Consider the following 21,863-nt stretch of genomic DNA (forward strand, 5'->3'; position numbering starts at 1 on the left):
TTGGGACCTTTCAGGAAAATGGCGGCAGGCACAGGGCCTGCCGCCAGAGCGTTGCGCCCGGGGATTCTGGAAAGGCGCAGCGGCTGTCCGCAGGGTTCACAAGAATCGGGCCTGCGGGACGCGGACTATTGAAGACCGGCCGGATGACGGCTGTTGTGACGGCGGCTGCGCCTCGGCCCGGGCGATGCACGGGATGGCGAATCCGGCGGGAAAATCCCGCAGTGTCAGGCCGCTTCGCGCGAGAGTTCCGCGTCGAGGAAGGCTGCAACATCATCGAGCGACACGTCCTTCGCCAGATAAGTATGCCCGATGCCCTTCATCAGCAGGAAGGGCAGGGTGCCTGCATCCATCTTCTTGTCGTGCAGCATGTGCTTCACGAGACCGGCGCCATCGCAATCGAGTTGCAGGGCTTTGAGGCTGGCGGGCAGGCCGATGCTGCCGATATGCCGGGCGACATGTTCGGCGCTGGCTTGCGGCATAAGGCCGAGATGGGCGGAATAGCGGGCCGCCAGCACCATGCCCAGCGCCACGCCTTCGCCGTGCAGCAGGCGCGCGGAGAAGCCGGTTTCGGCTTCCAGGGCGTGGCCGAACGTATGGCCAAGATTGAGCAGGGCGCGTTTGCCCGTCGTTTCGAATTCGTCCTCCGCCACGATCCGCGCCTTGGCCGCGACGGAGTGTGCGACGGCGTATTCGCGCAGGGCTCCGTCGCCCGCGATCATCTTCGCGCCGTTGGCATCACACCAGGCGAAGAAATCGGCATCGTCGATCAGCCCGTATTTGATCACTTCGGCATAGCCCGCGCGCAACTCCCGCTCGGGCAGGGTTTCCAATGCCGAAAGATCGGCCAGAACCAGCGAAGGCTGGTGGAAGGCACCGACGAGGTTCTTGCCCGCGGGCGTATTGATCGCGGTCTTGCCGCCCACGCTCGAATCGACTTGCGCCAGCAGGGTGGTGGGTACCTGAATGAACTTGCAGCCGCGTTTGAGCACCGAGGCGCAGAACCCGGTGAGATCGCCGATCACGCCGCCGCCCAGCGCGATAATGTGATCGCCGCGCTCGACTTCGAGGCTGAGCAGCCAGTTCACCGTGGCGGCGAGTTCTTCCCAGGATTTGGTCTGCTCGCCTGGCGGAAGGATGCGCCAGTGCGGCTCATGCCCGTTTTCGCGCAGACTGGTTTCGACCACTTCGCCCCAGGCAGCATGGACATGGGCGTCAGTGACGACCGGCACCGTCCGTTTGCGCAGGCGGCCGCGGCAATGCGGCACCAGTTCAGCCAGAAGGCCCGCGCCCACGCGGACTTCATAGGGGCGCCCGGCGATATCAACGGAGATCACAGCCATTGCGAAATTCCCTGAAGCACCTTGTTGATGGTCTGCACGTGCGGCCCGCTGCCGCTGAGGACGTGGATCGGCGCCTGCGAATAGTGCGGTTCGCGCTCGGTGCGCAGGCGGGCGAGTATCTCGCGCGGATCACCCTGCTTGAGCAAGGGGCGATTGTCCTTGCGCGCGGTGCGGTCCACCAGCGTGTCGATCTCACTGTCGAGCCATACGGTGATTGCCTTGTCCAGGATCAGCGCGCGGGTTTCCGCATTGCAGAATGCACCGCCGCCCGTGGCGATGACGATGCGGCTTCCCGGGCGGTTTCCCGCGTCGCCGGTGCTTTCGCTCATCAGGCGGGCGATAACCCGGCGTTCGCCATCGCGGAAGTAATCTTCGCCGTAAGTCTCGAACATTTCCGGGATGGTCATTTGAGCGGAGCGTTCGATTTCCTCATCGGCATCGACGAAAGCGCAATCCAGCAACATGGCCAGCCGCTTGCCCACGCTCGACTTGCCGACGCCCATCATGCCCACGAGCACGATCGGCCGGTCTATGCGCCGCGCCAGCTCTGCGATCTCCTGAGCGGAGAAGCGGGTTTGTTGAACGTCCATTGCCCCACCGCCTATAGTTGCGCTAGGTCGCAGCGCAAGCATCGGTGAAGGAAGGCGAGTGACGATCGAAATGCGCGGACGGGGGTTCCTGTGGGTGATGGCCCTGGCCGTTTCGCTGGCTGCGGTTGCCGTGGGCACCTTTGCGTGGGTCGATGCCGGACGCACGCCGGTGCACGATATTGTGCAGCCGGTGGCGGTTCCGGAGTTGGCGCAATGAGGGGCGTTTACCTGCTGGCCGGTGCCGCGCTGGCGCTGACTTCCGTATGGGTGGCGGCGCAGGATGCGCCCGAATCGCTGCTTCCCAAGATGTTTCAGGATCCCGCTCCGGCCACGCAGGCGCCGCCGCGCCCGGCTCCGGTGAAATCATCGGCTCCGAAAGCCGCCGCGTCTGAGCGCGCCGAATCCACGGCTGTGGTTCAACCGCTTCCCGGTGAGACCGGAGCGCCTGCGGCTGAAGGCAATGGCAAGACGCTCAAGCGTGTCCCCACTCTGGAGGAACTGGCGAAAATGACGCCGGATGACTTCCAGGATCTGCTCGGCAGCAATGTGGTGTTCGATACGCCGCCGCAGGCCCGCCGCTCGATGGCGCGTGCCGGGCTGCTGGATGAAAGCGAAGGCGGGCTCCCGGCGGACTCGCTGGCGGGTGAGGACGCCCAGATGGTCGAAACCGTGCTTTCGGGAGACAAAGGCGCGCTGGTTTCGCGCTGGGGGCACATTCTGCTGCGGCGTGCACTGGTATCGCGTCTGCAGCCGCCTGAAGGCATGACGCCGCAGGATTTTCTGGCGCTGCGCGTCGGCCTGTTGCTGCGCATGGGCGAAACCGATGCCGCGCGCGCCGTGCTGCAGGACATGGACATTGCCGATTATACTCCGGCCATCGGCAGCACAGCTCTGGAAGTCTACGAAAAGACCGCCGATTTCACGGGGCTGTGTCCCGTCATGGCCACGCAGGGCAGCTTGCAGGACAGTCCCGAATGGAATGCCGCCAAGACTGTGTGCCAGGCCTTTCGCGGTAACAGTGCTTCGGCTCTTTCCACGCTGGACCGCGATATGTCGCGCGGCACGATGCCCAAGATCGATCTGCTGCTGGCCCAGCGCTATGCCGGGGCGGCGGGCAAATCGCGGCGTGCGGTGACGATCGAATGGGACAACGTGCAGGCGCTGACCCCATGGCGCTACGGCATGGCGATCGGCGTTGGGCTGGAACCGCCTGCGCGGCTGCTAGACAAGGCAGGGCCGGAGTACAGCTATGTGACGGCCTTGGCGCCGATGGTCGGCCTGGAGCGGCGTGCGGCAGCGGCCGATCAGGCGGGAGCGGCGGGCGTGCTTTCCAATTCGGCCATGGTCGATCTCTATTCGCAGATTTACGCCGATCCCGGCGTGACAGGCGATTGGCAGGACCGGGCCGAAAACCTGCGCGATGCCTATGCTCTGCCGGATGCACAAGCGCGTCTGGCGGCGATGCAGAGCTTGTGGAACGGCACGGGATCGGATTCCGTGCGTTATGCCCGGCAAGTGCTCACCGCAGCGGCTGCGGCGCGCATGCCTGCGGACGAGGAACTGGCTGGTGAATCCGCGCCTTTGATCACCTCCATGCTCTCTGCCGGATACGACGCGAACGCGGTGCGATGGGCCAGTGTGGTGCCTGCGGGCAGCGAGAGCTGGGGCCTGCTGATGCTGGCGGCACCGGGACGGAACGCTCCGGCCGATACCAGCGCGCTCGATACATTCATCGCTGCCGATGAAAGTGCGGGCAAGCGCAAGGCTGCCTTCCTGGTAGCAGGGCTTGCCGGGCTGGAGCGGCTCGGGGCGGATGAGACCGGGCGCTATTCCAACGACATGTCGCTGGACCTTGGCCGGAGTTCACGCTGGACCAGTGCCATCGACAGTGCAGCCCGGCGCGGCGATTCCGCAAGTGTGATACTGCTCGCCGGTTTTGGCATGCAGGGAACCAGCTGGAGCCGTATGACGCCGCGCTATCTGTTCCATATCGTCTCCGCGCTGCGGCAGGTCGGGTTCGAGGGCGAAGCGCGCATGATCGCTGCGGAAGCCGTTGCCCGGGGCTGAAGGCGCGATGGCGGGAGAGAGCCTCGCCGAGCGTTTTCTGGCGATGCTGGCTGCAGAACGCGGCGCTGCCGCGAATACTCTGGCTGCCTATCGCCGCGATCTGGACGCGGCACGCAAGGTGTTAGGCGATCTGGCCTCTGCGGACGGGGCTGCACTGGCCGGGCTGGGCGAGGCCTGGAGTGGGCTGGCCGCATCTAGCTTGGCTCGTAAATGTTCCGCGCTGCGGCAATTCTACGGTTTCCTCGTTGATGAGGGAATCCGGATGGACGATCCGTCCGGTTCGCTGCCGCGTCCCCGCACGCGCCGTCCGCTGCCCCGCGTGCTCGGCCGCGAGGATGTTGAGCGTTTTCTGGTGCTGGCGGAAGAGGAAGCCTGTTCTGACCGGCCTGATGCCATTCGCCTGCTGACGCTGCTGGAGCTGCTCTACGGGTCCGGCTTGCGGGCTACCGAACTGGTGTCGCTTCCCGTGGCGGCGGTGCCGCGCGATGCGCCTTTTCTGCACGTGACGGGGAAGGGGGGGCAGCAGCGCATGGTTCCAGTCAGCACCCGGGCCCGCACAGCGCTTTCACGCTGGCTGGCGGTGCGGAAGGGCGGTTCGAAGTATTTGTTCCCCTCAAGCGGGGCTAGCGGGCATCTGACCCGTGTGCGTCTGTTCCAGCTGTTGAAGGCGCTTGCCGTGCGGGCAGACATCGATCCCTCCCGGGTTTCGCCGCATGTGCTGCGCCACGCTTTTGCCACGCATCTGCTGGAAGGCGGTGCGGACTTGCGTGTGCTGCAGATGTTGCTGGGGCATGCCGATATCGCTACGACCCAGATTTACACGCATGTCGACAGCGCGCGGCTCGTGGCGCTTGTCAATGCCCGGCATCCCTTGGCGGAAAAGGGGGGCGCTGCGCACGAACTGTAAGGCAGGGCGACACCTTGCGGGGCCGGTTTTGTTCCGTGCAACGAAAAGGGGCGGCGAGTTCCCCCGCCGCCCCAATATGTCTTCTCGTCAAAGCCGACTTACTTGTTGGTGTCAGCCATGGTCGAGGAGGTCTTTTCGAAGGTCGAGGTGAGCTGCGAGCCCATGCCCTGCATGGCGGCGATCGCGGCAACGGCGATGAGGGCGGCGATCAGGCCGTATTCGATAGCGGTTGCGCCTTCTTCGTTACGGCGCAGCTTGGCGAGAAACTTCATAGTGGTCTCCTGATGATGCAGTCTTCTGTACCCGTTCCGCCGCGCTTCAACCTGACTGCCGCGCTTCGGACATGCTGTTGACTACGGGGAATATCTTGAAAAAAGCTTAAGTCAGGAACGAACGCTATTTGCCGTTGATGGCGTCTGACGATTTGGTCGAAACGTCGTCCCACATGGAAATGGTCTCGGTCGCCAGCCCCTGCATGGCCAGGAAGATGACCAGCACGATCATGCCGAGGATTATGCCGTATTCCACTGAGGATGTTCCCCGCGTGTCGCGAAGGATATTTGAAAGGCTCTGTAAGCGTGCCATGCCCACCCTCGTTCGTGCCGGGGGGCGCCGAAGTCCCACGGCAGCGTTAATTTATCTCTAATGGCATCGACAAAACTGGAAGATTTCTTGACACCTTTGCTTGTTACCGCAGTGGCTCTTGTCGGGCCGGACGGCACTATATTGATGCAGCAGCGCCGTTTCGCCGCCGTGCATGGAGGGCTATGGGAATTTCCGGGCGGCAAGCTTGAGCCGGGAGAAAGGCCGGAAACAGCAGCGGTTCGTGAACTGGAAGAGGAACTGGGCGTTCGAATCGATGCCGCTGCGCTTGAAACGGTGGGTTTTGCCAGCGGGATTACGGCAGCTTCCAAAGACAACACTGAATCTGCGCAACGGCCGCTTGTCATACTTCTTTACGCGTGCCGGACTTGGCAGGGCGTGCCAGATGCCCGCGATGCCGAAGCGATTGCGTGGGTTCGGCCCGATGCCATCGCTTCGCTGGAGATGCCGCCACTCGATTATCCACTCGCCGAGGCGCTGAACCGCTATCTGGGCGCATATTCTCGGCCATGAGGCAATATAGGCGTTGACCGCAGCCGAATCCCTTTCTAAAGGCGCACCTCCAACGCGCCCGTAGCTCAGCTGGATAGAGCATCAGTCTACGAATCTGTGTGTCGGACGTTCGAATCGTTCCGGGCGCGCCATATCGTCCAATCAGCCTTTCGAGGCTGTGGAAGATGGAGATAGCCATGCGCGCCCGTAGCTCAGCGGGATAGAGCATCAGACTACGAATCTGAGGGTCGGACGTTCGAATCGTTCCGGGCGCGCCATATCTTCCAATCAGCCTTTCGAGGCTGTGGAAGATGGAGATAGCCATGCGCGCCCGTAGCTCAGCTGGATAGAGCATCAGACTACGAATCTGAGGGTCGGACGTTCGAATCGGTCCGGGCGCGCCATATCGTCAAATCAGCCTTTCGAGGCTGTGGAAGATGGAGATAGCCATGCGCGCCCGTAGCTCAGCGGGATAGAGCATCAGACTACGAATCTGAGGGTCGGACGTTCGAATCGTTCCGGGCGCGCCACATTTCTCCAGTTTCCTCCTCACACTGCGATTCGATTGCCGAAACCGCACTTACCGCATGGTAAGGAAAGGTTCGACCGCAGGCGGGTGGTCCGCCTTCATTTCGTATGCGAGAGCGTTGCGCCGTGCGTCCGCATCCATGCCGCCAGCGAATCGAGCGTCGGCTGTAGTGTCCGGCCCAGATCGGTGATCGTGTATTCCACACGCGGAGGCATCTCCGGGTGAACGGTGCGCGTCACCAGTCCTTGTTCCTCGAACAAACGCAGATGCCGCGTCAGTTCTTTTTGCGTGATCGGCGCAGCCGCCCGCTGCAACTCGCCAAACCGTACCGGCCGGCCCTCAACGATGAGCCTGTAGAGGATCGGTATCGCCCATTTACCCGAGATCAGATTGACGAACGCAACCATAGGGCAACCTTCGGCGGTGTCAGCGGGACGTTTTTTCGAAGAAATCGGAGGCATACCCATTAGTATCAAAAAGGTGCCTACTATACAAATGATACTAAAGTGCCGATGTCCGCCTCCTCACCAAATGGAGACAAGACGTGGCACGATTGGCGGGCAAGTATGCCCTTATCACCGGGGGCACCAGCGGCATCGGGTTGGAGACGGCGCGGCAGTTCATTGCGGAAGGAGCGCACGTGGCCATTACCGGCCGTTCGCCCGAGGGATTGGATAGGACCAAACGCGAGCTGGGCGATGCAGTATTGACGATACAAAGCGCTGCGGGTGACATCGACGGTCAACAGGCGCTGGCCGGCCAGTTGCGTGACACATGGCCGAAGCTCGATATTCTTTACGCCAATGCCGGCGATGTGACGCACAGTCCCTTGACCGAATGGGACGAAGCCAGTTTCGACGCACTTATGGCGACAAACCTGAAGGGGCCGTTCTTCCTGATCCGCGCACTGCTGCCACTGCTCGCCAACCCGGCCTCGATCATCCTCTGCGGCTCGGTTTCCGCGCATATCGGCCTGCCGCAATCGAGCGCCTATGCCGCAAGCAAAGCCGGGTTATTGTCGTTGGCACGTACCTTGTCGGGCGAACTCAAGGATCGTGGAATCCGGGTGAATGGCCTCAGCCCCGGTCCGACCGAAACGCCGGCTCTTAACAAGCTCGGGCTGGAACCGCAGGCCGAAGCTGCACTGCGCGAAGACATTCGCGCGCTGGTGCCCATAGGCCGCATGGGCAAGCCGATCGAACTCGCCAAGGCAGCAGTATTCCTGGCCTCGGAGGAATCTTCCTTTGTCGTGGGCACCGAGCTGATGGTCGATGGCGGCGTAGCCAACCTATAGGAACAAGAGAACCTGCGGGCCGCTTCTTTCCGCGGCCCGTTCAGGCTTGCTTGGCGCGCGGTTCCGCGTGCAGGCCAAAGCCATGGGAAAGGCCGTGGTAGAGCTTTTCGCGGCAGACCAGCTTGCTGGCGGCATCGGCAATGATGGCCGTGGCAAACAGGGGCAGGATCATGCCCCGGCTGGCCGTCGTTTCCATGAGAATGATCACGGCTGTGAGCGGTGCGCGCACTACGCCGACGAAGTAGCCGGTCATGCCCAGCAGGATCACTGCGGACATAGGATCGTCAGGGAAGCAGTAAGTCAGCAATTGCCCGACACCGGCGCCCACCGAGAGCGACGGTGCGAAAATGCCGCCAGGCGCGCCGGAGACGGCGGTCGCGGCCGTGACCAGCAGCTTGGCCGGGCCGAACCAGGCGGGGGCGCTCTGGTTGCCTTCCACCATCTGCTGGGTCACTTCGTAGCCGGTGCCCCAGGTCATGCCTCCTGTGAGGACGCCGGCCACTGCGACGATGATGCCGCAGCCCAGGGCCAGGAGTACAGGGTGCTTGCGGAAGTAGACGAACCAGCCGTGCCCGCTGCGAGCGAAAGCGAGCAGGGTGCGTGAGAACAACCCGCCGAGCACGCCGCCGAACACGCCTGCCACCGGCGCGACGATCACGACCGAACTGACGCTGAGCGTATCGTGCATGACGCCGAAGTAGATATAGTCGCCGGAAAGGCCGAGGCTGACGAGGCCGGAGATGACGACGGCGCCCATCACCAGCACGGCAACGCGTTGTTCGAAAGCCGCAGCCAGTTCCTCGATGGCAAAGGCGACACCGGCAAGCGGCGTGTTGAAGGCGGCCGCTACACCGGCCGCGCCGCCCGCGATCAGCACGCCTGCCGTCATGGGCACCCGGAACAGGCGGTGGCACACGATCATGATCGCTGCGGCCACCTGCACTGTGGGGCCTTCGCGGCCTACCGAACCGCCCACCAGAAGCATGGCGACGGTCAAAAACAGCTTGGCGACCGCCGTCGGCAGCGAGAGCAGCTTTGTATAGGCGAGATCGAGATCCTTGCCCGCGGCCATCACCTGCGGAATACCGGAGCCGCGCGCATCGGGCGTCCAGCGGTTGGTGATCCAGACCACGGCAACGAACACGGCCGGGGTCAGCAGTAGCGGCACGAAGCGGTTCTGCGACTGGAACTCGTTGAAGATTTCCTGCGCCTTGTCGCCCATCCAGGCAAAAACGATAGCAATGAGGCCAAGGGTGATGGCGCCAATGGCTGTGGCGGCACGGCGCCGGGCCAGATCCATGGATGTGTCGAAGCCGGGGACGGCTTGGAAAAAGGCTCGGATTCTCTCCCTGGAGGTCAAGACGGGTTCGCTCGCTGATTCGGGGTATGGCATGCACGGAAACGTGCAACGGGGTTCGGCGCCCTATTGCGTCAACCCTGCGCCGAAGAGCAAGGCTTTTCCCCGAAAAATATGAATGCCCCTCTTGCGGACGAGCAAACCGGGCTGGCGAACGAAAAAAGGGCTGGAACGGCAGATACCGCTCCAGCCCTTGAAATTGGCCATCAGGGAAAAAGGAGGACGATTATTCGCCGCTCGTGCCTTCTTCCGCGGCCGCAGCCTCGTCCGAAGCCGGGGTGGCGGTATCGCTGGGGGCAGGCTGGGTCTGTTCGGCGAAAGCGGTGGCGGTCATGCCGAGCGTCAGCGAGCCATTGACCAGACCGAGGTAGGACTTCTTGAGGATCACCGATGCACCATCGCTGAGCTGCACGGTCACGTCATCGCCTTCGATCTTGGAAATCGTGCCGAGCACGACGCCGTCGCTGCTCTTGATCGGAGCGTCGACGACCATGGCGGCGTCCTTGGCTTCACTGGTCTTGGCCTTCGCGCCGTTGACGGCCGCTTCGAGCTGAACCTTGGTCATGCCGATGGTCAGGCCTTTTTCGCGCATGGCAAAGGCGCTGGTGGGCAGGCCTGCGCGGACCGTGCCGGTGTTCACTGTAACCGCGCCGTTCTGCACGGTTTCAACGGTGCCAACTTCATTTCCTTCGGGGCCGTAGACCTTGGCTCCCACCGTCGGGGCGACGGCTGCCGCTGCGTCCTGTGCCGATGCGGCGGCAGGGGCAAGGCTCGCAGCTGCAATCGCGGCGGCGATGAGGGATGTTTTCATGTCGTACTCCTCTTCGGTGCGGGACCTGGGCGCGGTCCCGGAACATGCCCCCCGGTCATGCGGGAGGTCTCGAAAGGTGGTCCGGAACGCGATGTCCGGACGGCGACCCGGCCCGGCGGACCGAGATGCGTTCGCAGGCGTGAGGCACGCGCCAATGGGCGAACAGCGTTGGTGCGACGATTACGCGCCTGTAACCGAATGGCTGCTGAACGGAGCCAGATCAACGGTGAATTGACAGTTTTCCGCGCCGATTCGCTAAAATTTGTGCAATGCGGCGTAATTATCCAAGATTGATGCGCTTGTAGCTCTCATCATCGGGATAGCGGCCGCCCGGATCGGTCTTGATCCCGAGCATGCCCTGCGACCAGTCCGCCGAGTCCGGATATTGCCGGAACCAGTCGGTGACGACGAGGCGCCGGGCAATGCGCCATTCATCCCCGCGCATCTCGAAACGGTCGAGATAGCGCCCGGCGCCGATAACATCCGATTTCCTGCCATCGGGAAGGTTTATGCGGTGGATGCCATGGAAATAGCTCTCCACGTCCGCTTCGCTGCCATGCAGCGAGATCAGCACGTTGCCGATCAGGTGCATGGTCTGATCCATTGATCCCATGATCGGAAAGGACCAGACGATGAATTCCTCGGTATTGCCGGTAAAGCCCATGTGTTCGTCGATGCAGTCCGGCCAGTAGGCCGAGCGCACCATGTCGGCATCGAGCCGGTCTGCCCCGCGCGCGTAGCGGTAGAGGCATTCGCGGATGGCCTCGCGATTTGCGAGTTCCTCGACGATCCTGCTCACCTTGGTGGTCATGGGGCTCTCCCTTCCCGTGTTATCGCGTCAGCACAGGCTCGGGGATGCAGGCAGGTCCTGCAACTGCCTGGACAAGGCTCCGCAGTTGCAGGCAAATGACCGTGCATCGCGATATGAAAGCCGGGAGAGGGAACAACCGGCAGTATCGGGGCTTGATCCTGCGAAGTGACTGATCCAGCAAGGCAAACGATGGATAACGAGCAAAGCGAGGGAGCCGGGCGCGGGAACGAGGCCCCGGAGCCGGTCTGGCGCTATGCCATGGCCCGGCGCGCTTATCTGGCCATCGACGCAGCCGAATATTTCGGCATTATCCGTGAAGCGATGGAAATGGCGCAGCAGCGCATTTTCCTGATCGGATGGGATTTCGATTCGCGAATACTGCTGCCCTATGGCCGCCGCTGGTGGCAGCGTGGCCGCAAGCGGCGTTTTCCCGCCCGCCTTGGCTCTTACATCCTGTGGCTGGTGAAGCGGAACCGGGCTCTGGAAGTGCTGCTGCTCAAGTGGAACTTCGCCATGGTGAAATACCTGTTCCGGGGCACCATGCTGTTCGATCTGGTGCGCTGGGCCGTGCGCAGGCAGATCGATTTCAAGTTCGATTCCGCCCACCCGGTGGGATGCAGCCACCACCAGAAGATCGTGGTGATCGATGATGTGTTTGCTGCTTGCGGCGGCATCGACATGACGTCCGAGCGCTGGGATACGCCCGAGCACCGTCCCCACGATCCGCGCCGCCGGCGCCCGACGGGTGGGCTCTATGGGCCCTGGCATGACGTGACGATGGTGATGGACGGGGACGTTGCGATCGCATTGGGCCAGTTGGGGCGCGACCGCTGGCGGATCGCGGGCGGGCGGCGGGTGCAGCCCTGCGCCCCGCAGGATACCAGTCCCTGGCCGGAGGATCTCAGGCCCGAGTTCGAAAATGTCGAAATCGGGATCGCCCGCACCAGCGCCAAATATGCGGGCACACCGCAGATCTGCGAGATCGAGCGCTTGTTTATCGAGCAGATCCGCCGCGCCCGGTGCTTCGCCTATATCGAGACGCAGTATTTCGCCTCGCGTGCGATTGCCGAAGCGATATGCGAGCGCCTGCTCGAAGCCGATCCGCCCGAATTCCTGGTGGTCACGCCGCTGACGGCGCATGGCTGGCTGGAGCAAGTCGCGATGGACACGGCTCGGGAGGAATTGCTGGAAACGCTGCGCCATGCCGATCACGCGGGCCGTTTTCGCATCTATCACCCGGTCGCGACGGACGGCACGCCGATCTACGTTCACGCCAAGCTGATGATCATCGATGATGAGATCTTGCGGGTCGGTTCCGCGAACATGAACAATCGCTCGATGGGGCTCGACAGCGAATGCGATGTCTTCATCGATACCGCGCGGCCTGCCAACGGCCATGCGGGGGCTGCCATCACGCGGCTGCGGCTGCGGCTGCTGGCCGAGCATTGCGGGGCAGGGACGGAGACCGTTCGCAGCCGGATCGAACGTCATGGTTCGATGGCGGCAATGATCGATTCTCTGGCCGGTTCGGGCAAACATCTTGCACCCTTGCCCTTGAAACATCTCTCGGAAGCTGAAAGAGCGCTCGGCTTGAGTGGCTTGCTCGATCCGGAACGCCCCGGCGAAATGTTCGAGCCGATCGAGAGGCGCGGGTTGTTTCGCCGGAAGGGGCAACTCATGCGTATGCGCCTGATGGAAAGATTGAGAAGGAGAAGAAGGGGATGAGCAGCCTGGTTGGTCCTGACGAAGACAACCCGCTTGGCAAGCCGCCCGTTCCGGAAGACGTGCAGGACGCGATCCGCACGCTGATCCGCTGGGCCGGTGACGATCCGGCCCGCGAAGGGCTGGTCGATACGCCCAAGCGCGTGGCACGGGCCTGGATGGAATACTGCCAGGGCTATCAGGAAGATCCGGCGATCCATCTTTCGCGTGTGTTCGAGGAAGTGGGCGGCTATGACGAAGTGGTCCTGCTCAAGGACATCCCCTTCCAGTCGCACTGCGAGCATCACATGGCGCCGATCATCGGCAAGGCCGCGATTGCCTATCTGCCGCGCGATCATGTGGTCGGCATTTCCAAGCTGGCGCGCGTGCTGCACGGCTATGCCCGCCGTCTGCAGATCCAGGAACGGCTGACGGCTGAAGTCGCCCAGTGCATCTGGGACAACCTCAAGCCGCACGGTGTGGCGGTGGTGATCGAAGCCAGCCATGCCTGCATGACCGCGCGAGGCGTGCGCACGCCGGGCGTGGGCATGACGACCAGCCGGATGATGGGCACGTTCCTGAAGGACGAACGCTCGCGCAAGGAAGTGCTCAGCCTGATGGGCTATTGAACGAGGATGTCTGGCGCGGGGCGCGCTGACTGAATTGTCCGGCGATATGCAGGCTTGATCCTGCCGCAGTCCGGCGCGAGATAGCCGGACGAATCGGATAGCGTGCAATGGACGGCTGCCAGCAGGACAAGAACGGTGTCATCTCAGCCGGAAAGCGGTTGCCTGTCCATTATGGACTGGCGCTCGTTCCGGCGGTGATGCTGCTGATCCTGCTGGCGCGGCGGGTCTGGGACGTCGATATCTTCTGGCAGCTCAAGCTGGGAGAACTGATCCTCGCCCGCCATGGCCCGGTGCGCGCCGAGCCGTTTTCTGCACTCCATCTGGGTGAGCCGCTGACCACCATTTCCTGGCTGGGGCAGGCAGTCATGGCGCAAGTCCGGCTGACCGGCGGATGGGATTTGCTTCGGCTGTTCGATGCGCTGTGCTGGCTGGGCGGGTTATGGGCTCCGGCGGCGGCCTGCCGTGCCCGCGGGGCCAGCCTGAATGCGGTCATGCTGGCGCTGGTACTGGTCTTCTTCGCGGTGCTTCCTACCGCCAGCATCCGGCCGCAGAGTTTTGCCCTGCTGTGTTTTGGTCTGCTGCTGGCGCTGCGGCGGCTCGATCCAGGTCTGATCTGGACGGCGGTGCTGGGCGCGCCGTTGCTGGTGCTCTGGCAGAACCTGCATCCTTCGGTGAGCGTGGGAGTGATCGCGATGGCTGCTTCCGCCGCTCCAGGGGCGCTGGGCTGGCTGCGGGGCCGCAAGGGCAGTGTGCCATGGGCGCCTGTGGTTCTGGCCCTGATAGGAGCGGGTGCGATCTTCGCCACGCCCGATGGCGTTTCGGTGCTGGCGGTTTCCGCACGCAACGCCGCGGCAAGTATTGCCATTGGCGCCAGCGAGTGGCTGCCTTTGTGGATCCCGGCCAACCGCACGACGGCGATCCCGGTCGTGATCACCGCGCTGTTGGCGCTGTTGCTGCTGCGGCGCCACCGTGACCGCATTGATCCCGCGGAATTGGCAGTGGCGCTGGTGCTCTTCGTGCTGACAGTGACGGCCTATCGCTTCGTACTGTTCTGGGCGGCGGCGATGGTGCCGGTGATCGCCCGTGCCGCCACCGCTCCGGACGCTTCGTCAGAGCCCGCTAAACTGCCGCGTGGGGTGATCGCGGTGCCGCTGCTCCTTGTGGCGGTGCTGGGGCCCGTGGTGCTGCCTGCGCGGTTCATGCCCAGCATTCCGCTCGATGCGATTGCCCGCCTCAAGCAAGAGCATTTGCATGGCACCATCTATGGCGATTTTCCGTTCGGGGGCGCCATTATCGATAGCGGTTATCCGGCGTGGCGAGTGGCCTACGATGGCCGCTACTACCGCTACTCGCGCCATGAATGGCAATACAATGGCGGGATAGAAAACGGCATCGTCCCGCTTGTGGACGTCGTGCACAAGTGGCACCCGGCGGCCTTCATCCTTAATGCACACCACAACGCGCCGCTCGCGCAGGCTCTGGCACGCAGCCGCAAGTGGCGGCGGATCTACGCGCGCGAGGGGATCGTCGTTTATGTGCCTGCGAGGATCAGGCCCCGCGCATGACGGGGACGAGGGCGCCAGTCACCGAACGCGCGCCCTCCGACGCCAGGAAGCCGATGACGTCGGCAATCGCAGCAGGCTGAACCCATTCCGAGAAATCGGCGTCGGGCATGTCGGCGCGGTTAATGGGCGTGTCGATGATGCTTGGCAGAACGGCATTCACCGTCACGGTGGTTCCGGCCAGTTCCTCCGCCAGCGCTTCGGTCATACGGTGCACGCCGGACTTCGAAGCGGCATAGGCGCCCATGCCCATTCCGGCCTTCACGGCCGCACCCGCGCCGATGTTGACGATGCGCCCGGCGTTGGATTTCTTGAGTTCGCTCAGGGCAAGCTGCGTGATCGTCGCGGCTGTCATCAGGTTCATTGCTTGCATCCTGGCCCATGTGGCGATCGAACCATCTTCCAGCGTTTCCCAGGCGAAGCCGCCCGCGACGTTGACCAGAATGTCGATCCCGCCATGCGCCGCCACGACTTTGCCGAGCGCGGCCTTGGTGGCGTCTGCATCGGTCAGGTCCACGCCGCCGATGTCCAGAGCACCGTCCAGCGCGGTTTTGGCTTCAGGGGCGAAGTCGATACGCGTGACCTTGTCGCCTGTAGCGGCGAAGTATTCCGCCACTGCCTGCCCGAGGGCGCCGAAACCACCCGTGACGATAACCGAACGTGCCATGAGATCTCCTCGCTTTCCCACAAAGCTAACTATGCCGGGGCAGGGGGGCAAGCGGGCCGGGTAAAGCCAACGCCCTGCCGATGTTGCGCCCGAAAAGCAGGGCCAGAAAAGAAAAAGGGGCGGCCCTCCCGATGGAAGGCCGCCCCTTTTTCGTAATACGCGGCGCAGCGTTCAGAGCTGGCCGAGCATGTATTCCGCCGAACTGACTTCGAACGTGCCAGGCGCTTCGACGTTCAGCTTTTCGACCACGCCGTCATTCACCACCATCGAGAAACGCTGGCCGCGGCTGCCCAGGCCGAAGCCCGAACCGTCCATGACGAGGTCCAGCGCCTTGGCGAAGTCACCATTGCCGTCCGCCAGCATGGTGACGTCCGAGGAACCGGAGGCCACGCCCCAGGCCCCCATCACGAACGCGTCGTTGACGGCGGTGCAGATGATCTCGTCGATGCCCTTGGCCTTCAGTTCCGCCGCTTTCTCGACGAACCCGGGCAGATGCTTGGCCGAGCAGGTCGGGGTGAAGGCACCCGGGACCGAGAACAGCGCGACCTTCTTGCCGGCGAAGTAATCGGCGGTCTGGACCGGCTCGGGGCCGCTCTCGCCAGCTTTCATCAGCTTGACGTCAGGCAGCTTGTCTCCAACGGCGATGGTCATGGAATAGATCCTTTATTCTGCAAGTGAATCGCAATTCGCGCAGATATAGGGGCTATGCAGGCAACGGCAACGCCCCGTGTCATGAATCGCATGTGGTGAATTGCAGTTTACGATACGCGTTGAAGCATCGGCAGGCACTTCCGTGGATACTGTAACCTGCTGCGGGACTGGCTTGTGGTCGAACTGGGGACATACAGGCAAGGCAAGCACTGCAGCCGGGCGGCTTTCATGCCGCGGAGCCGCTGAATCAGCTCCCAGCGTCTCTGCCGAACCGGAACCGGTAAGGCCAGTTTGATCGCGGGGGAGCCACGCGCTCCTCCGCGATCATATAAAGATATCTTTATATTTGCTTCGGGCGTCCGGAGTGGGTAGGGAGCGTGCATTGCTGGTGCCGCGCGCAATCCCGCTCGATGCGGGGCGTGGTGCCGTCCCGTAAACTACCCAGGAGTTCGCGCCCGTGGCCAACGCCCAGACCGCTGCACACGATTACGCCATCGCAGATATCTCGCTCGCCGATTTCGGCCGTGCGGAGATTGCCATCGCCGAAACCGAAATGCCCGGTCTGATGGCCCTGCGCGACGAGTTCGGCGCGTCGAAGCCGCTCAAGGGCGCGCGCATCACCGGTTCGCTGCACATGACGATCCAGACTGCCGTGCTGATCGAAACGCTGGTTGCGCTCGGTGCCGAAGTGCGCTGGGCCACCTGCAACATCTTCTCGACGCAGGATCACGCTGCCGCCGCGATCGCCGCGCAGGGCATTCCGATCTACGCGATCAAGGGTGAGAGCCTGTCCGATTACTGGGACTATGTCGGCAAGATCTTTGACTGGGGCGATGATCAGACCGCCAACATGATCCTCGACGATGGCGGCGATGCCACCATGTTTGCGCTGTGGGGCGCGCGCGTCGAAGCGGGTGAGGACCTGTTCGAGCCCTCGAACGCCGAAGAGATCGAATTCTGCCGCGCGCTCAAGGCGTTCCTCAAGGCGAAGCCGGGTTACCTTTCGCGCTCGGTCAACGCGATCAAGGGCGTCTCGGAAGAGACCACCACTGGCGTGCACCGTCTCTATCACCTGGCCAAGGACGGCAAGCTGCCGTTCCCCGCGATCAACGTGAACGACTCCGTCACCAAGTCGAAGTTCGACAACCTTTATGGCTGCCGCGAATCGCTGGTCGACGCGATCCGCCGTGCGACCGACGTGATGCTGGCCGGTAAGGTCGCCTGCGTTGCCGGTTTCGGCGATGTCGGCAAGGGCTCGGCCGCGTCGCTGCGCAATGGCGGCGCCCGCGTCATGGTCACGGAAATCGATCCGATCTGCGCGCTGCAGGCGGCGATGGAAGGCTATGAAGTCGTCACCATGGACGAAGCCGTGAAGCGCTGCGACCTCTTCGTGACCTCCACCGGCAACGAAGCGGTGATCACGGGCGCCCACATGGAGCAGATGAAGGACAAGGCTATTGTCTGCAACATCGGCCACTTCGACTCCGAGATCCAGATTTCCGCGCTCGACAACTACGATTGGAAGGAAATCAAGCCGGGCACCGATCTCGTCACGTTCCCGGACGGCAAGCAGATCATCATTCTGGCCAAGGGCCGCCTGGTGAACCTGGGCTGCGCCACCGGCCACCCGAGCTTCGTGATGTCGGCCAGCTTCACCAACCAGACGCTCGCGCAGATCGAACTGTTCACGAAGTCCGACGATTACGAGAACCGCGTCTACGTGCTGCCCAAGCACCTCGACGAAAAGGTGGCGGCGCTGCACCTCGAAAAGCTGGGCGTGAAGCTCACCCAGCTTTCGGAAAAGCAGGCTGCTTATATCGGCGTGCCGCAGGAAGGCCCGTTCAAGCCGGATCACTACCGCTACTGATTGCACGTATCGCGGCCCGCTGCGGCGGGCGCGGTTCGCAAAAAGGCCCGGGGCAGCATAGGCTTGTCCCGGGTTTTTTCGTGCCGTGCGGGGCCGGACCGCGCATAGCGGGCAGTGGATTGCGCGAAGTTCATGACAGCGGCCCATTGTCATGGCGGCTTGTCGGCACCATAGCCGGTTGCGATGGACCTTGAACGCTTTCTGCCCTTGTTGATCGGACTGCTGCTGGGCGCCTGGATGCTGGCGGCGGCCTGGGCCGTTCTGGCGGCACGGGCGAGGGAGAAGCGGACGGAAAGCCAGCTTCGATCGGCCCGGCGGCTGGCGAGGATGGTTGAAGAATCGCCCGCCTTGCCGCTGCTGGTGCGATCCGACGGGCGAATCGAGGCCAGCCCGCGCCTGGCGCAATGGCTGGGGCTCGATGCAGTCCCGCAATATCTGTCCGAACTCGATGGACAGGGCCGGGGGCTGCCGCGAGACAAGCTTGCCGAACTCACCGAAGCGGTACGCCGCTGCCAGAAGACGGCGGCGCCGTTCCGCATGGTGGTGACGCCGGAAGGCTCTACCCGCAGTCTCGCGCTGCGCGGCCATCTGGCGGACCCGCAGGTTTCGCCGGGCGGGGCCGCGCTCGTGTGGATTTTCGATTTCAGCGACAGCGAAAGCGAACTGGCCCGCCTGCGGGAGGAAGCGGCGCGGGCGCAGGGCGATTTCCACGCGCTCGTCTCACTGATCGAGGCGGCGCCGATGCCGATGTGGTTCCGGCGGCCGGACGGTGAGATCCAGCTCGTCAATTCCGCTTACGTCGCGGCCGTTGGCGCGGAAAGCGCGGAAGCGGTGGTCGCGGGCGGGGTGGAACTGGTCGAGGCGGTTGATGGCCTCACGCCCGCGCAAGTCGCGCAGCAGGCGGCGGAAGAAGGCGCGCCGGTCGAGCGTGTCGTCCACACGACCATCGGTGGACAGCGCCGTGCCCTGCGGGTCAGCGACCTGCCGCTCGGGGAGGATGGGGTCGCCGGTTATGCGGTGGACATCGAGGACATGGAGGAAATGTCCCGCTCGTTCAAAGCGTTCCGTGATGCCCAGCGATCCATGCTCGATCAGTTGTCTGCCGGTGTCGCGCAGTTCGATGCCAAGCGGCGGCTCACGTTCGCTAACCAGCCGTTCCAGCGCCTGTTCAGCCTGCCCGCGCGGACGATGCAGGACCCGCCCGCCTTCGAACGTCTTCTCGATACCGCCCGCGTTGCTGGCCGGGTGCCCGAAGTGCGCGACTTCCCGGCCTGGCGGCGCGAGCGCGCGGCATGGTTCGCGGCAGGCGATACGCATGAGGAGGCCTGGTCTCTGGCCGATGGCACGCATCTGCGCATCGTCGCCCAGCCGGTGCCTGACGGCGGATTGCTGATGATCGTCGAGGACCGCACCGAGCAGCTTCGCCTGTCCGCCATCCGCGACACCATGCTGCGCACTCGCACCGCGACGTTCGACAGCCTGTTCGAATCAATCGCCGTCTTCGCGCCGGATGGCCGGATGCAGACGTGGAACCGCCGTTTCGCCGCCGACTGGGGGCTCGACAGCGAATTTCTCGATACCCATCCGCATGTCGAAGCGCTGCTCAAGAAGATCGCCTCGCGGCTCAAGCGTCCGGCCGAGGCGGAGACGGTGGGCACGGTTGTGCGTGCGGCTACGCTCGACCGCACCCAGAAGGGCGGGCGGATCGGGTTGGCTGACGGGCGCATGCTCGAATTTGCCGGTGTCCCTCTGCCCGATGGCAATGGTCTGCTCGCCGTTCTGGACATCACCGATTCGCAAAAAGTCGAGGATGCCCTGCGCGAGAGCAATGCGGCCCTGATCGAGGCAGATGCGATCAAGACGCGGTTCCTGGCGCACATGAGCTATGAACTGCGCAATCCGCTCAATTCGATCGGCGGTTTTGCCGAAATGCTGGAACATGGCCTTGGCGGCGAACTGAATGAGGCGGGTAAGGATTACGTTGGCTCGATCCTCCAGGCTTCGGGCCAGTTGGGCGAACATATCGACAGCCTGCTCGATCTTTCGCAAAGCGAGGCCGGGATGCTGCCGCTCAAGCGCGAGGAGATCGAGGTCATGCCGTTCCTTCGCACGATTGCCGAGGAACGTGGTCAAAGGCTGGAGAAGGCCGGACTGACGCTGGACCTTCGCGCCAGCGGGCTGATGCGGCCGCTTTCGGCGGACCGCCGCCGTCTTGCGCGGGCGATCGGGCATCTTGTCGACAATGCGATTACCGCAAGTCCGCGCGGAAGCCGCATTTTGGTGCAGGTCTCGCGCCGCAAGGCGGATGGTGAGGATCGCGTGCAGATCCTCGTGCAGGACAAGGGCAAGGGGATGGACAGCCGCAGCCTTGCCCGGGCGCTCGAAGGCATGAAAGTCAGTTCCGACGGCAAACGTGTGGAGCGCCGTCAGGGGCTGGGCCTCCCGCTCGCGCGGCAACTGGTCGAGGCGCATGGCGGCACGCTCAAGCTGGTATCCGAACCAGGGCAGGGCACCAGCGCGATTGTGGAACTGCCGTGAAGATTGCGCTTCCCGACCTGGCGGCGATGGACCGGCTGGGCCGCGCTATCGCAGGTGTTTTGCGCCCGGGCGATGTCGTGGCGCTATCCGGCGGGCTGGGTGCGGGGAAGACCACGCTGGCGCGCGCGATCATCGCAGGCCTGGGGCATGAAGGCGAAGTGCCATCGCCCAGCTTCGCTATCGTCGAACTCTACGATCCGCCCTCGGTGCGCCTGCCGCTGGTCCACGCCGATTTTTACCGTTTGGAACGGCCGGAAGAGGCGGAGGAAATCGGTCTCGACGATTACCGGGACGGCGCCGCGATGATTGCCGAATGGCCAGATCATGCAGGCGGATTCGCGCATGAGCCGGGCTGCCTCTCGGTTGCGCTGGAAGTTATGGATGACGGGCGCATGGCCATTGTCGAGGGCGGGGCCGATTGGCTAGGGCGAATGCCGCAATGACATCGAATCCGTCCGAACTGCCCGCTGATCTCGATCCGTTCCTGGCCAAGGCAGGCTGGGGCGAGGCGGCGGTAGAGCCGCTGCCCGGCGATGCGTCTTTCCGGCGCTATTTCCGTATTCGCAAAGCCTCTGGCGATACCGCGATGCTGATGGACGCTCCGCCGCCCAATGAAGATCCGGGCCCGTTTCTGCGCGCCGCGCATTGGCTTGATGCCAATGGCATGCGCGCGCCGCGTATCCTCGCGGAGGATGCGGACCGGGGGCTTGTGCTGCTGGAGGATTTCGGGACAGCGCGTATGCGCGACTATCTGGACCAGTGGCCCGACGATGAAGAGGCCGTCTACAAGGGCGCGGTGAATGCGCTGGTGCATCTGCACGATTTGCCGCCCGGCCCGTTTATCGATTATTCGATGAGCGAATATCAGCGCGAAACACGGCTGTTCGTTGATTGGTATTGCGCAGCGCGCAATCTCTATGTCGATGTGCCGGGCTATGTTGCGGCCTGGGAGAAAGTGCTGAGCGACCTGCTGCCGCGCCAGCGTCCCGGTGTTACCGTGCTACGCGATTACCATGCCGAGAACATCATGCTGCTGGGCGCTCTGGAAAAGCAGGGGCTGCTCGATTTCCAGGACGCGCTGGTGGGCCATCCGGCCTACGATCTGGTATCGCTGCTGCAGGATGCCCGCCGCGATGTTTCCGGGGAACTCGAAACGCGGATGCTCGATCATTACATGCGGTCCACGCTGGTAGAGCCGGAGGCGTTCCGGGCGGACTACGCGCGGCTTGGCGCGCAGCGCAACGCCAAGATTATCGGTATTTTCGTGCGGCTGTGGCAGCGTGATGGCAAGCCGCGTTATCTGGACCTGATCCCGCGCGTCTGGGCGCTGCTGGAACGCGATCTCGCACATCCCGCGCTCGCGCCCGTGGCGGCCTGGTTCGGGACCAATATTCCAGCCGATTTGCGTGCGGCCCATGGGGGAACGTTTCAAGTATGACCGGAAAGG

Annotated in this window: 22 protein-coding genes and 4 tRNA genes; 16 read left to right on the forward strand and 10 right to left on the reverse strand. The window is 63.6% G+C overall.

The window, feature by feature from the left end:
- Nucleotides 1-224: 224 nt before the first annotated feature.
- Together aroB and MTR66_RS15655 are read right to left on the reverse strand one after the other, a co-directional pair.
- On the reverse strand, nt 225-1,340 hold the full coding sequence (gene aroB, locus MTR66_RS15650; RefSeq protein ID WP_243922727.1) for a 3-dehydroquinate synthase: 1,116 nt from the start codon (nt 1,338-1,340) through the stop codon (nt 225-227).
- Complete coding sequence (locus MTR66_RS15655; RefSeq protein WP_243922729.1) at nt 1,331-1,930, reverse strand: shikimate kinase; 600 nt, start codon at nt 1,928-1,930, stop codon at nt 1,331-1,333. The genes aroB and MTR66_RS15655 overlap by 10 nt, the downstream gene beginning before the upstream one ends.
- 58 nt (nt 1,931-1,988) lie before the next feature.
- On the opposite strand from MTR66_RS15655, the gene MTR66_RS15660 reads away from it, so the two are divergent.
- Genes MTR66_RS15660 through MTR66_RS15670 form a run of 3 tightly spaced genes read left to right on the forward strand, consistent with a single transcriptional unit; the run spans nt 1,989 to nt 4,904 of the window.
- Entirely contained in the window at nt 1,989-2,147 is a 159-nt protein-coding gene (locus MTR66_RS15660; RefSeq protein ID WP_243922731.1) for a hypothetical protein, read from the forward strand.
- Nucleotides 2,144-3,997, forward strand: coding sequence for a hypothetical protein (locus MTR66_RS15665; RefSeq protein ID WP_243922733.1), 1,854 nt, complete (start codon nt 2,144-2,146; stop codon nt 3,995-3,997). The genes MTR66_RS15660 and MTR66_RS15665 overlap by 4 nt, the downstream gene beginning before the upstream one ends.
- Nucleotides 3,998-4,004: 7 nt before the next feature.
- Entirely contained in the window at nt 4,005-4,904 is a 900-nt protein-coding gene (locus MTR66_RS15670; protein WP_243922773.1) for a tyrosine recombinase, read from the forward strand.
- A 98-nt stretch (nt 4,905-5,002) separates the two neighbouring features.
- On the opposite strand, the gene MTR66_RS15675 is transcribed toward MTR66_RS15670, so the two are convergent.
- Nucleotides 5,003-5,176, reverse strand: a complete 174-nt coding sequence (locus MTR66_RS15675; RefSeq protein WP_243922735.1) for a Flp family type IVb pilin — start codon at nt 5,174-5,176, stop codon at nt 5,003-5,005.
- A 124-nt stretch (nt 5,177-5,300) separates the two neighbouring features.
- Nucleotides 5,301-5,432, reverse strand: a complete 132-nt coding sequence (locus MTR66_RS21245) for a Flp family type IVb pilin (protein WP_268740535.1) — start codon at nt 5,430-5,432, stop codon at nt 5,301-5,303.
- Nucleotides 5,433-5,549: 117 nt separating this feature from the next.
- On the opposite strand from MTR66_RS21245, the gene MTR66_RS15680 reads away from it, so the two are divergent.
- The 5 genes from MTR66_RS15680 to MTR66_RS15700 all read left to right on the forward strand — a co-directional run bounded on the left by MTR66_RS15680 (nt 5,550) and on the right by MTR66_RS15700 (nt 6,529).
- Complete coding sequence (locus MTR66_RS15680) at nt 5,550-6,020, forward strand: (deoxy)nucleoside triphosphate pyrophosphohydrolase (protein ID WP_268740536.1); 471 nt, start codon at nt 5,550-5,552, stop codon at nt 6,018-6,020.
- 54 nt (nt 6,021-6,074) lie between these two features.
- Nucleotides 6,075-6,151, forward strand: a tRNA-Arg gene (locus MTR66_RS15685).
- A gap of 49 nt (nt 6,152-6,200) precedes the next feature.
- Nucleotides 6,201-6,277 (forward strand) — tRNA-Arg (locus tag MTR66_RS15690).
- A 49-nt stretch (nt 6,278-6,326) separates the two neighbouring features.
- Nucleotides 6,327-6,403: transfer RNA gene (locus MTR66_RS15695), tRNA-Arg, on the forward strand.
- 49 nt (nt 6,404-6,452) lie between these two features.
- Nucleotides 6,453-6,529, forward strand: a tRNA-Arg gene (locus MTR66_RS15700).
- Between the two features lie 97 nt (nt 6,530-6,626).
- Here MTR66_RS15700 and MTR66_RS15705 read toward each other — a convergent pair.
- Entirely contained in the window at nt 6,627-6,935 is a 309-nt protein-coding gene (locus MTR66_RS15705; protein ID WP_243922737.1) for a winged helix-turn-helix transcriptional regulator, read from the reverse strand.
- A gap of 137 nt (nt 6,936-7,072) precedes the next feature.
- On the opposite strand from MTR66_RS15705, the gene MTR66_RS15710 reads away from it, so the two are divergent.
- The gene (locus tag MTR66_RS15710) at nt 7,073-7,822 is read left to right on the forward strand and encodes an SDR family oxidoreductase (RefSeq protein WP_243922740.1); all 750 of its coding nucleotides are present in this window, start codon (nt 7,073-7,075) and stop codon (nt 7,820-7,822) included.
- Nucleotides 7,823-7,862: 40 nt separating this feature from the next.
- On the opposite strand, the gene MTR66_RS15715 is transcribed toward MTR66_RS15710, so the two are convergent.
- From MTR66_RS15715 to MTR66_RS15725, 3 genes are all read right to left on the reverse strand, one after another.
- Nucleotides 7,863-9,122, reverse strand: coding sequence for a chloride channel protein (locus MTR66_RS15715; protein ID WP_243922741.1), 1,260 nt, complete (start codon nt 9,120-9,122; stop codon nt 7,863-7,865).
- 283 nt (nt 9,123-9,405) lie between these two features.
- The gene (locus MTR66_RS15720; protein ID WP_243922743.1) at nt 9,406-9,990 is read right to left on the reverse strand and encodes a hypothetical protein; all 585 of its coding nucleotides are present in this window, start codon (nt 9,988-9,990) and stop codon (nt 9,406-9,408) included.
- Nucleotides 9,991-10,270: 280 nt separating this feature from the next.
- Nucleotides 10,271-10,801 carry a nuclear transport factor 2 family protein gene (locus MTR66_RS15725; RefSeq protein WP_243922745.1) on the reverse strand — a complete coding sequence of 177 codons (531 nt, stop codon included), beginning with the start codon at nt 10,799-10,801 and terminating at the stop codon, nt 10,271-10,273.
- Nucleotides 10,802-10,990: 189 nt separating this feature from the next.
- On the opposite strand from MTR66_RS15725, the gene MTR66_RS15730 reads away from it, so the two are divergent.
- The 3 genes from MTR66_RS15730 to MTR66_RS15740 all read left to right on the forward strand — a co-directional run bounded on the left by MTR66_RS15730 (nt 10,991) and on the right by MTR66_RS15740 (nt 14,696).
- Complete coding sequence (locus MTR66_RS15730; protein WP_243922746.1) at nt 10,991-12,526, forward strand: phospholipase D-like domain-containing protein; 1,536 nt, start codon at nt 10,991-10,993, stop codon at nt 12,524-12,526.
- A complete protein-coding gene (gene folE / locus MTR66_RS15735) occupies nt 12,523-13,131 on the forward strand; it encodes a GTP cyclohydrolase I FolE (protein WP_243922748.1) in 609 nt (202 codons plus the stop codon). The genes MTR66_RS15730 and folE overlap by 4 nt, the downstream gene beginning before the upstream one ends.
- Before the next feature lie 107 nt (nt 13,132-13,238).
- Nucleotides 13,239-14,696 carry a hypothetical protein gene (locus MTR66_RS15740; RefSeq protein ID WP_243922750.1) on the forward strand — a complete coding sequence of 486 codons (1,458 nt, stop codon included), beginning with the start codon at nt 13,239-13,241 and terminating at the stop codon, nt 14,694-14,696.
- On the opposite strand, the gene MTR66_RS15745 is transcribed toward MTR66_RS15740, so the two are convergent.
- Nucleotides 14,680-15,360, reverse strand: a complete 681-nt coding sequence (locus tag MTR66_RS15745; RefSeq protein WP_243922752.1) for an SDR family NAD(P)-dependent oxidoreductase — start codon at nt 15,358-15,360, stop codon at nt 14,680-14,682. The genes MTR66_RS15740 and MTR66_RS15745 overlap by 17 nt on opposite strands.
- A 171-nt stretch (nt 15,361-15,531) precedes the next feature.
- Nucleotides 15,532-16,011, reverse strand: coding sequence for a peroxiredoxin (locus tag MTR66_RS15750; RefSeq protein WP_243922754.1), 480 nt, complete (start codon nt 16,009-16,011; stop codon nt 15,532-15,534).
- A gap of 457 nt (nt 16,012-16,468) precedes the next feature.
- On the opposite strand from MTR66_RS15750, the gene ahcY reads away from it, so the two are divergent.
- The 4 genes from ahcY (at nt 16,469) to MTR66_RS15770 (ending at nt 21,854) form a co-directional block, all read left to right on the forward strand.
- Nucleotides 16,469-17,878: an adenosylhomocysteinase gene (gene ahcY / locus MTR66_RS15755; protein ID WP_243922756.1), complete on the forward strand. Its 1,410-nt coding sequence runs from the start codon at nt 16,469-16,471 to the stop codon at nt 17,876-17,878.
- 183 nt (nt 17,879-18,061) lie between these two features.
- The gene (locus MTR66_RS15760) at nt 18,062-20,416 is read left to right on the forward strand and encodes a PAS domain-containing sensor histidine kinase (protein WP_243922758.1); all 2,355 of its coding nucleotides are present in this window, start codon (nt 18,062-18,064) and stop codon (nt 20,414-20,416) included.
- Nucleotides 20,413-20,859, forward strand: coding sequence for a tRNA (adenosine(37)-N6)-threonylcarbamoyltransferase complex ATPase subunit type 1 TsaE (tsaE, locus tag MTR66_RS15765; RefSeq protein ID WP_243922760.1), 447 nt, complete (start codon nt 20,413-20,415; stop codon nt 20,857-20,859). Before MTR66_RS15760 ends, tsaE begins: the two co-directional genes overlap by 4 nt.
- Nucleotides 20,856-21,854 carry an aminoglycoside phosphotransferase family protein gene (locus MTR66_RS15770; protein WP_243922762.1) on the forward strand — a complete coding sequence of 333 codons (999 nt, stop codon included), beginning with the start codon at nt 20,856-20,858 and terminating at the stop codon, nt 21,852-21,854. The genes tsaE and MTR66_RS15770 overlap by 4 nt, the downstream gene beginning before the upstream one ends.
- The last annotated feature ends 9 nt before the right edge of the window (nt 21,855-21,863 follow it).

Source organism: Novosphingobium beihaiense (genome assembly GCF_022832375.1).
Taxonomy (GTDB): Bacteria; Pseudomonadota; Alphaproteobacteria; order Sphingomonadales; family Sphingomonadaceae; genus Novosphingobium; species Novosphingobium beihaiensis.

What these genes read in the sequence shown, in the direction of transcription:
- MTR66_RS15665 (WP_243922733.1), top strand. Translation starts at nt 2,144, where the DNA reads ATGAGGGGCGTTTACCTGCTGGCCGGTGCCGCGCTGGCGCTGACTTCC.
- MTR66_RS15730 (WP_243922746.1), top strand. Translation starts at nt 10,991, where the DNA reads ATGGATAACGAGCAAAGCGAGGGAGCCGGGCGCGGGAACGAGGCCCCG.
- MTR66_RS15680 (WP_268740536.1), top strand. Translation starts at nt 5,550, where the DNA reads ATGGCATCGACAAAACTGGAAGATTTCTTGACACCTTTGCTTGTTACC.
- aroB (WP_243922727.1), bottom strand. Translation starts at nt 1,340, where the DNA reads ATGGCTGTGATCTCCGTTGATATCGCCGGGCGCCCCTATGAAGTCCGC.
- MTR66_RS15720 (WP_243922743.1), bottom strand. Translation starts at nt 9,990, where the DNA reads ATGAAAACATCCCTCATCGCCGCCGCGATTGCAGCTGCGAGCCTTGCC.
- MTR66_RS15670 (WP_243922773.1), top strand. Translation starts at nt 4,005, where the DNA reads ATGGCGGGAGAGAGCCTCGCCGAGCGTTTTCTGGCGATGCTGGCTGCA.
- MTR66_RS15725 (WP_243922745.1), bottom strand. Translation starts at nt 10,801, where the DNA reads ATGACCACCAAGGTGAGCAGGATCGTCGAGGAACTCGCAAATCGCGAG.
- MTR66_RS15705 (WP_243922737.1), bottom strand. Translation starts at nt 6,935, where the DNA reads ATGGTTGCGTTCGTCAATCTGATCTCGGGTAAATGGGCGATACCGATC.
- MTR66_RS15740 (WP_243922750.1), top strand. Translation starts at nt 13,239, where the DNA reads ATGGACGGCTGCCAGCAGGACAAGAACGGTGTCATCTCAGCCGGAAAG.
- MTR66_RS15655 (WP_243922729.1), bottom strand. Translation starts at nt 1,930, where the DNA reads ATGGACGTTCAACAAACCCGCTTCTCCGCTCAGGAGATCGCAGAGCTG.
- MTR66_RS15770 (WP_243922762.1), top strand. Translation starts at nt 20,856, where the DNA reads ATGACATCGAATCCGTCCGAACTGCCCGCTGATCTCGATCCGTTCCTG.
- MTR66_RS15745 (WP_243922752.1), bottom strand. Translation starts at nt 15,360, where the DNA reads ATGGCACGTTCGGTTATCGTCACGGGTGGTTTCGGCGCCCTCGGGCAG.
- MTR66_RS15715 (WP_243922741.1), bottom strand. Translation starts at nt 9,122, where the DNA reads ATGGATCTGGCCCGGCGCCGTGCCGCCACAGCCATTGGCGCCATCACC.
- folE (WP_243922748.1), top strand. Translation starts at nt 12,523, where the DNA reads ATGAGCAGCCTGGTTGGTCCTGACGAAGACAACCCGCTTGGCAAGCCG.
- MTR66_RS15760 (WP_243922758.1), top strand. Translation starts at nt 18,062, where the DNA reads ATGGACCTTGAACGCTTTCTGCCCTTGTTGATCGGACTGCTGCTGGGC.
- MTR66_RS15675 (WP_243922735.1), bottom strand. Translation starts at nt 5,176, where the DNA reads ATGAAGTTTCTCGCCAAGCTGCGCCGTAACGAAGAAGGCGCAACCGCT.
- MTR66_RS15750 (WP_243922754.1), bottom strand. Translation starts at nt 16,011, where the DNA reads ATGACCATCGCCGTTGGAGACAAGCTGCCTGACGTCAAGCTGATGAAA.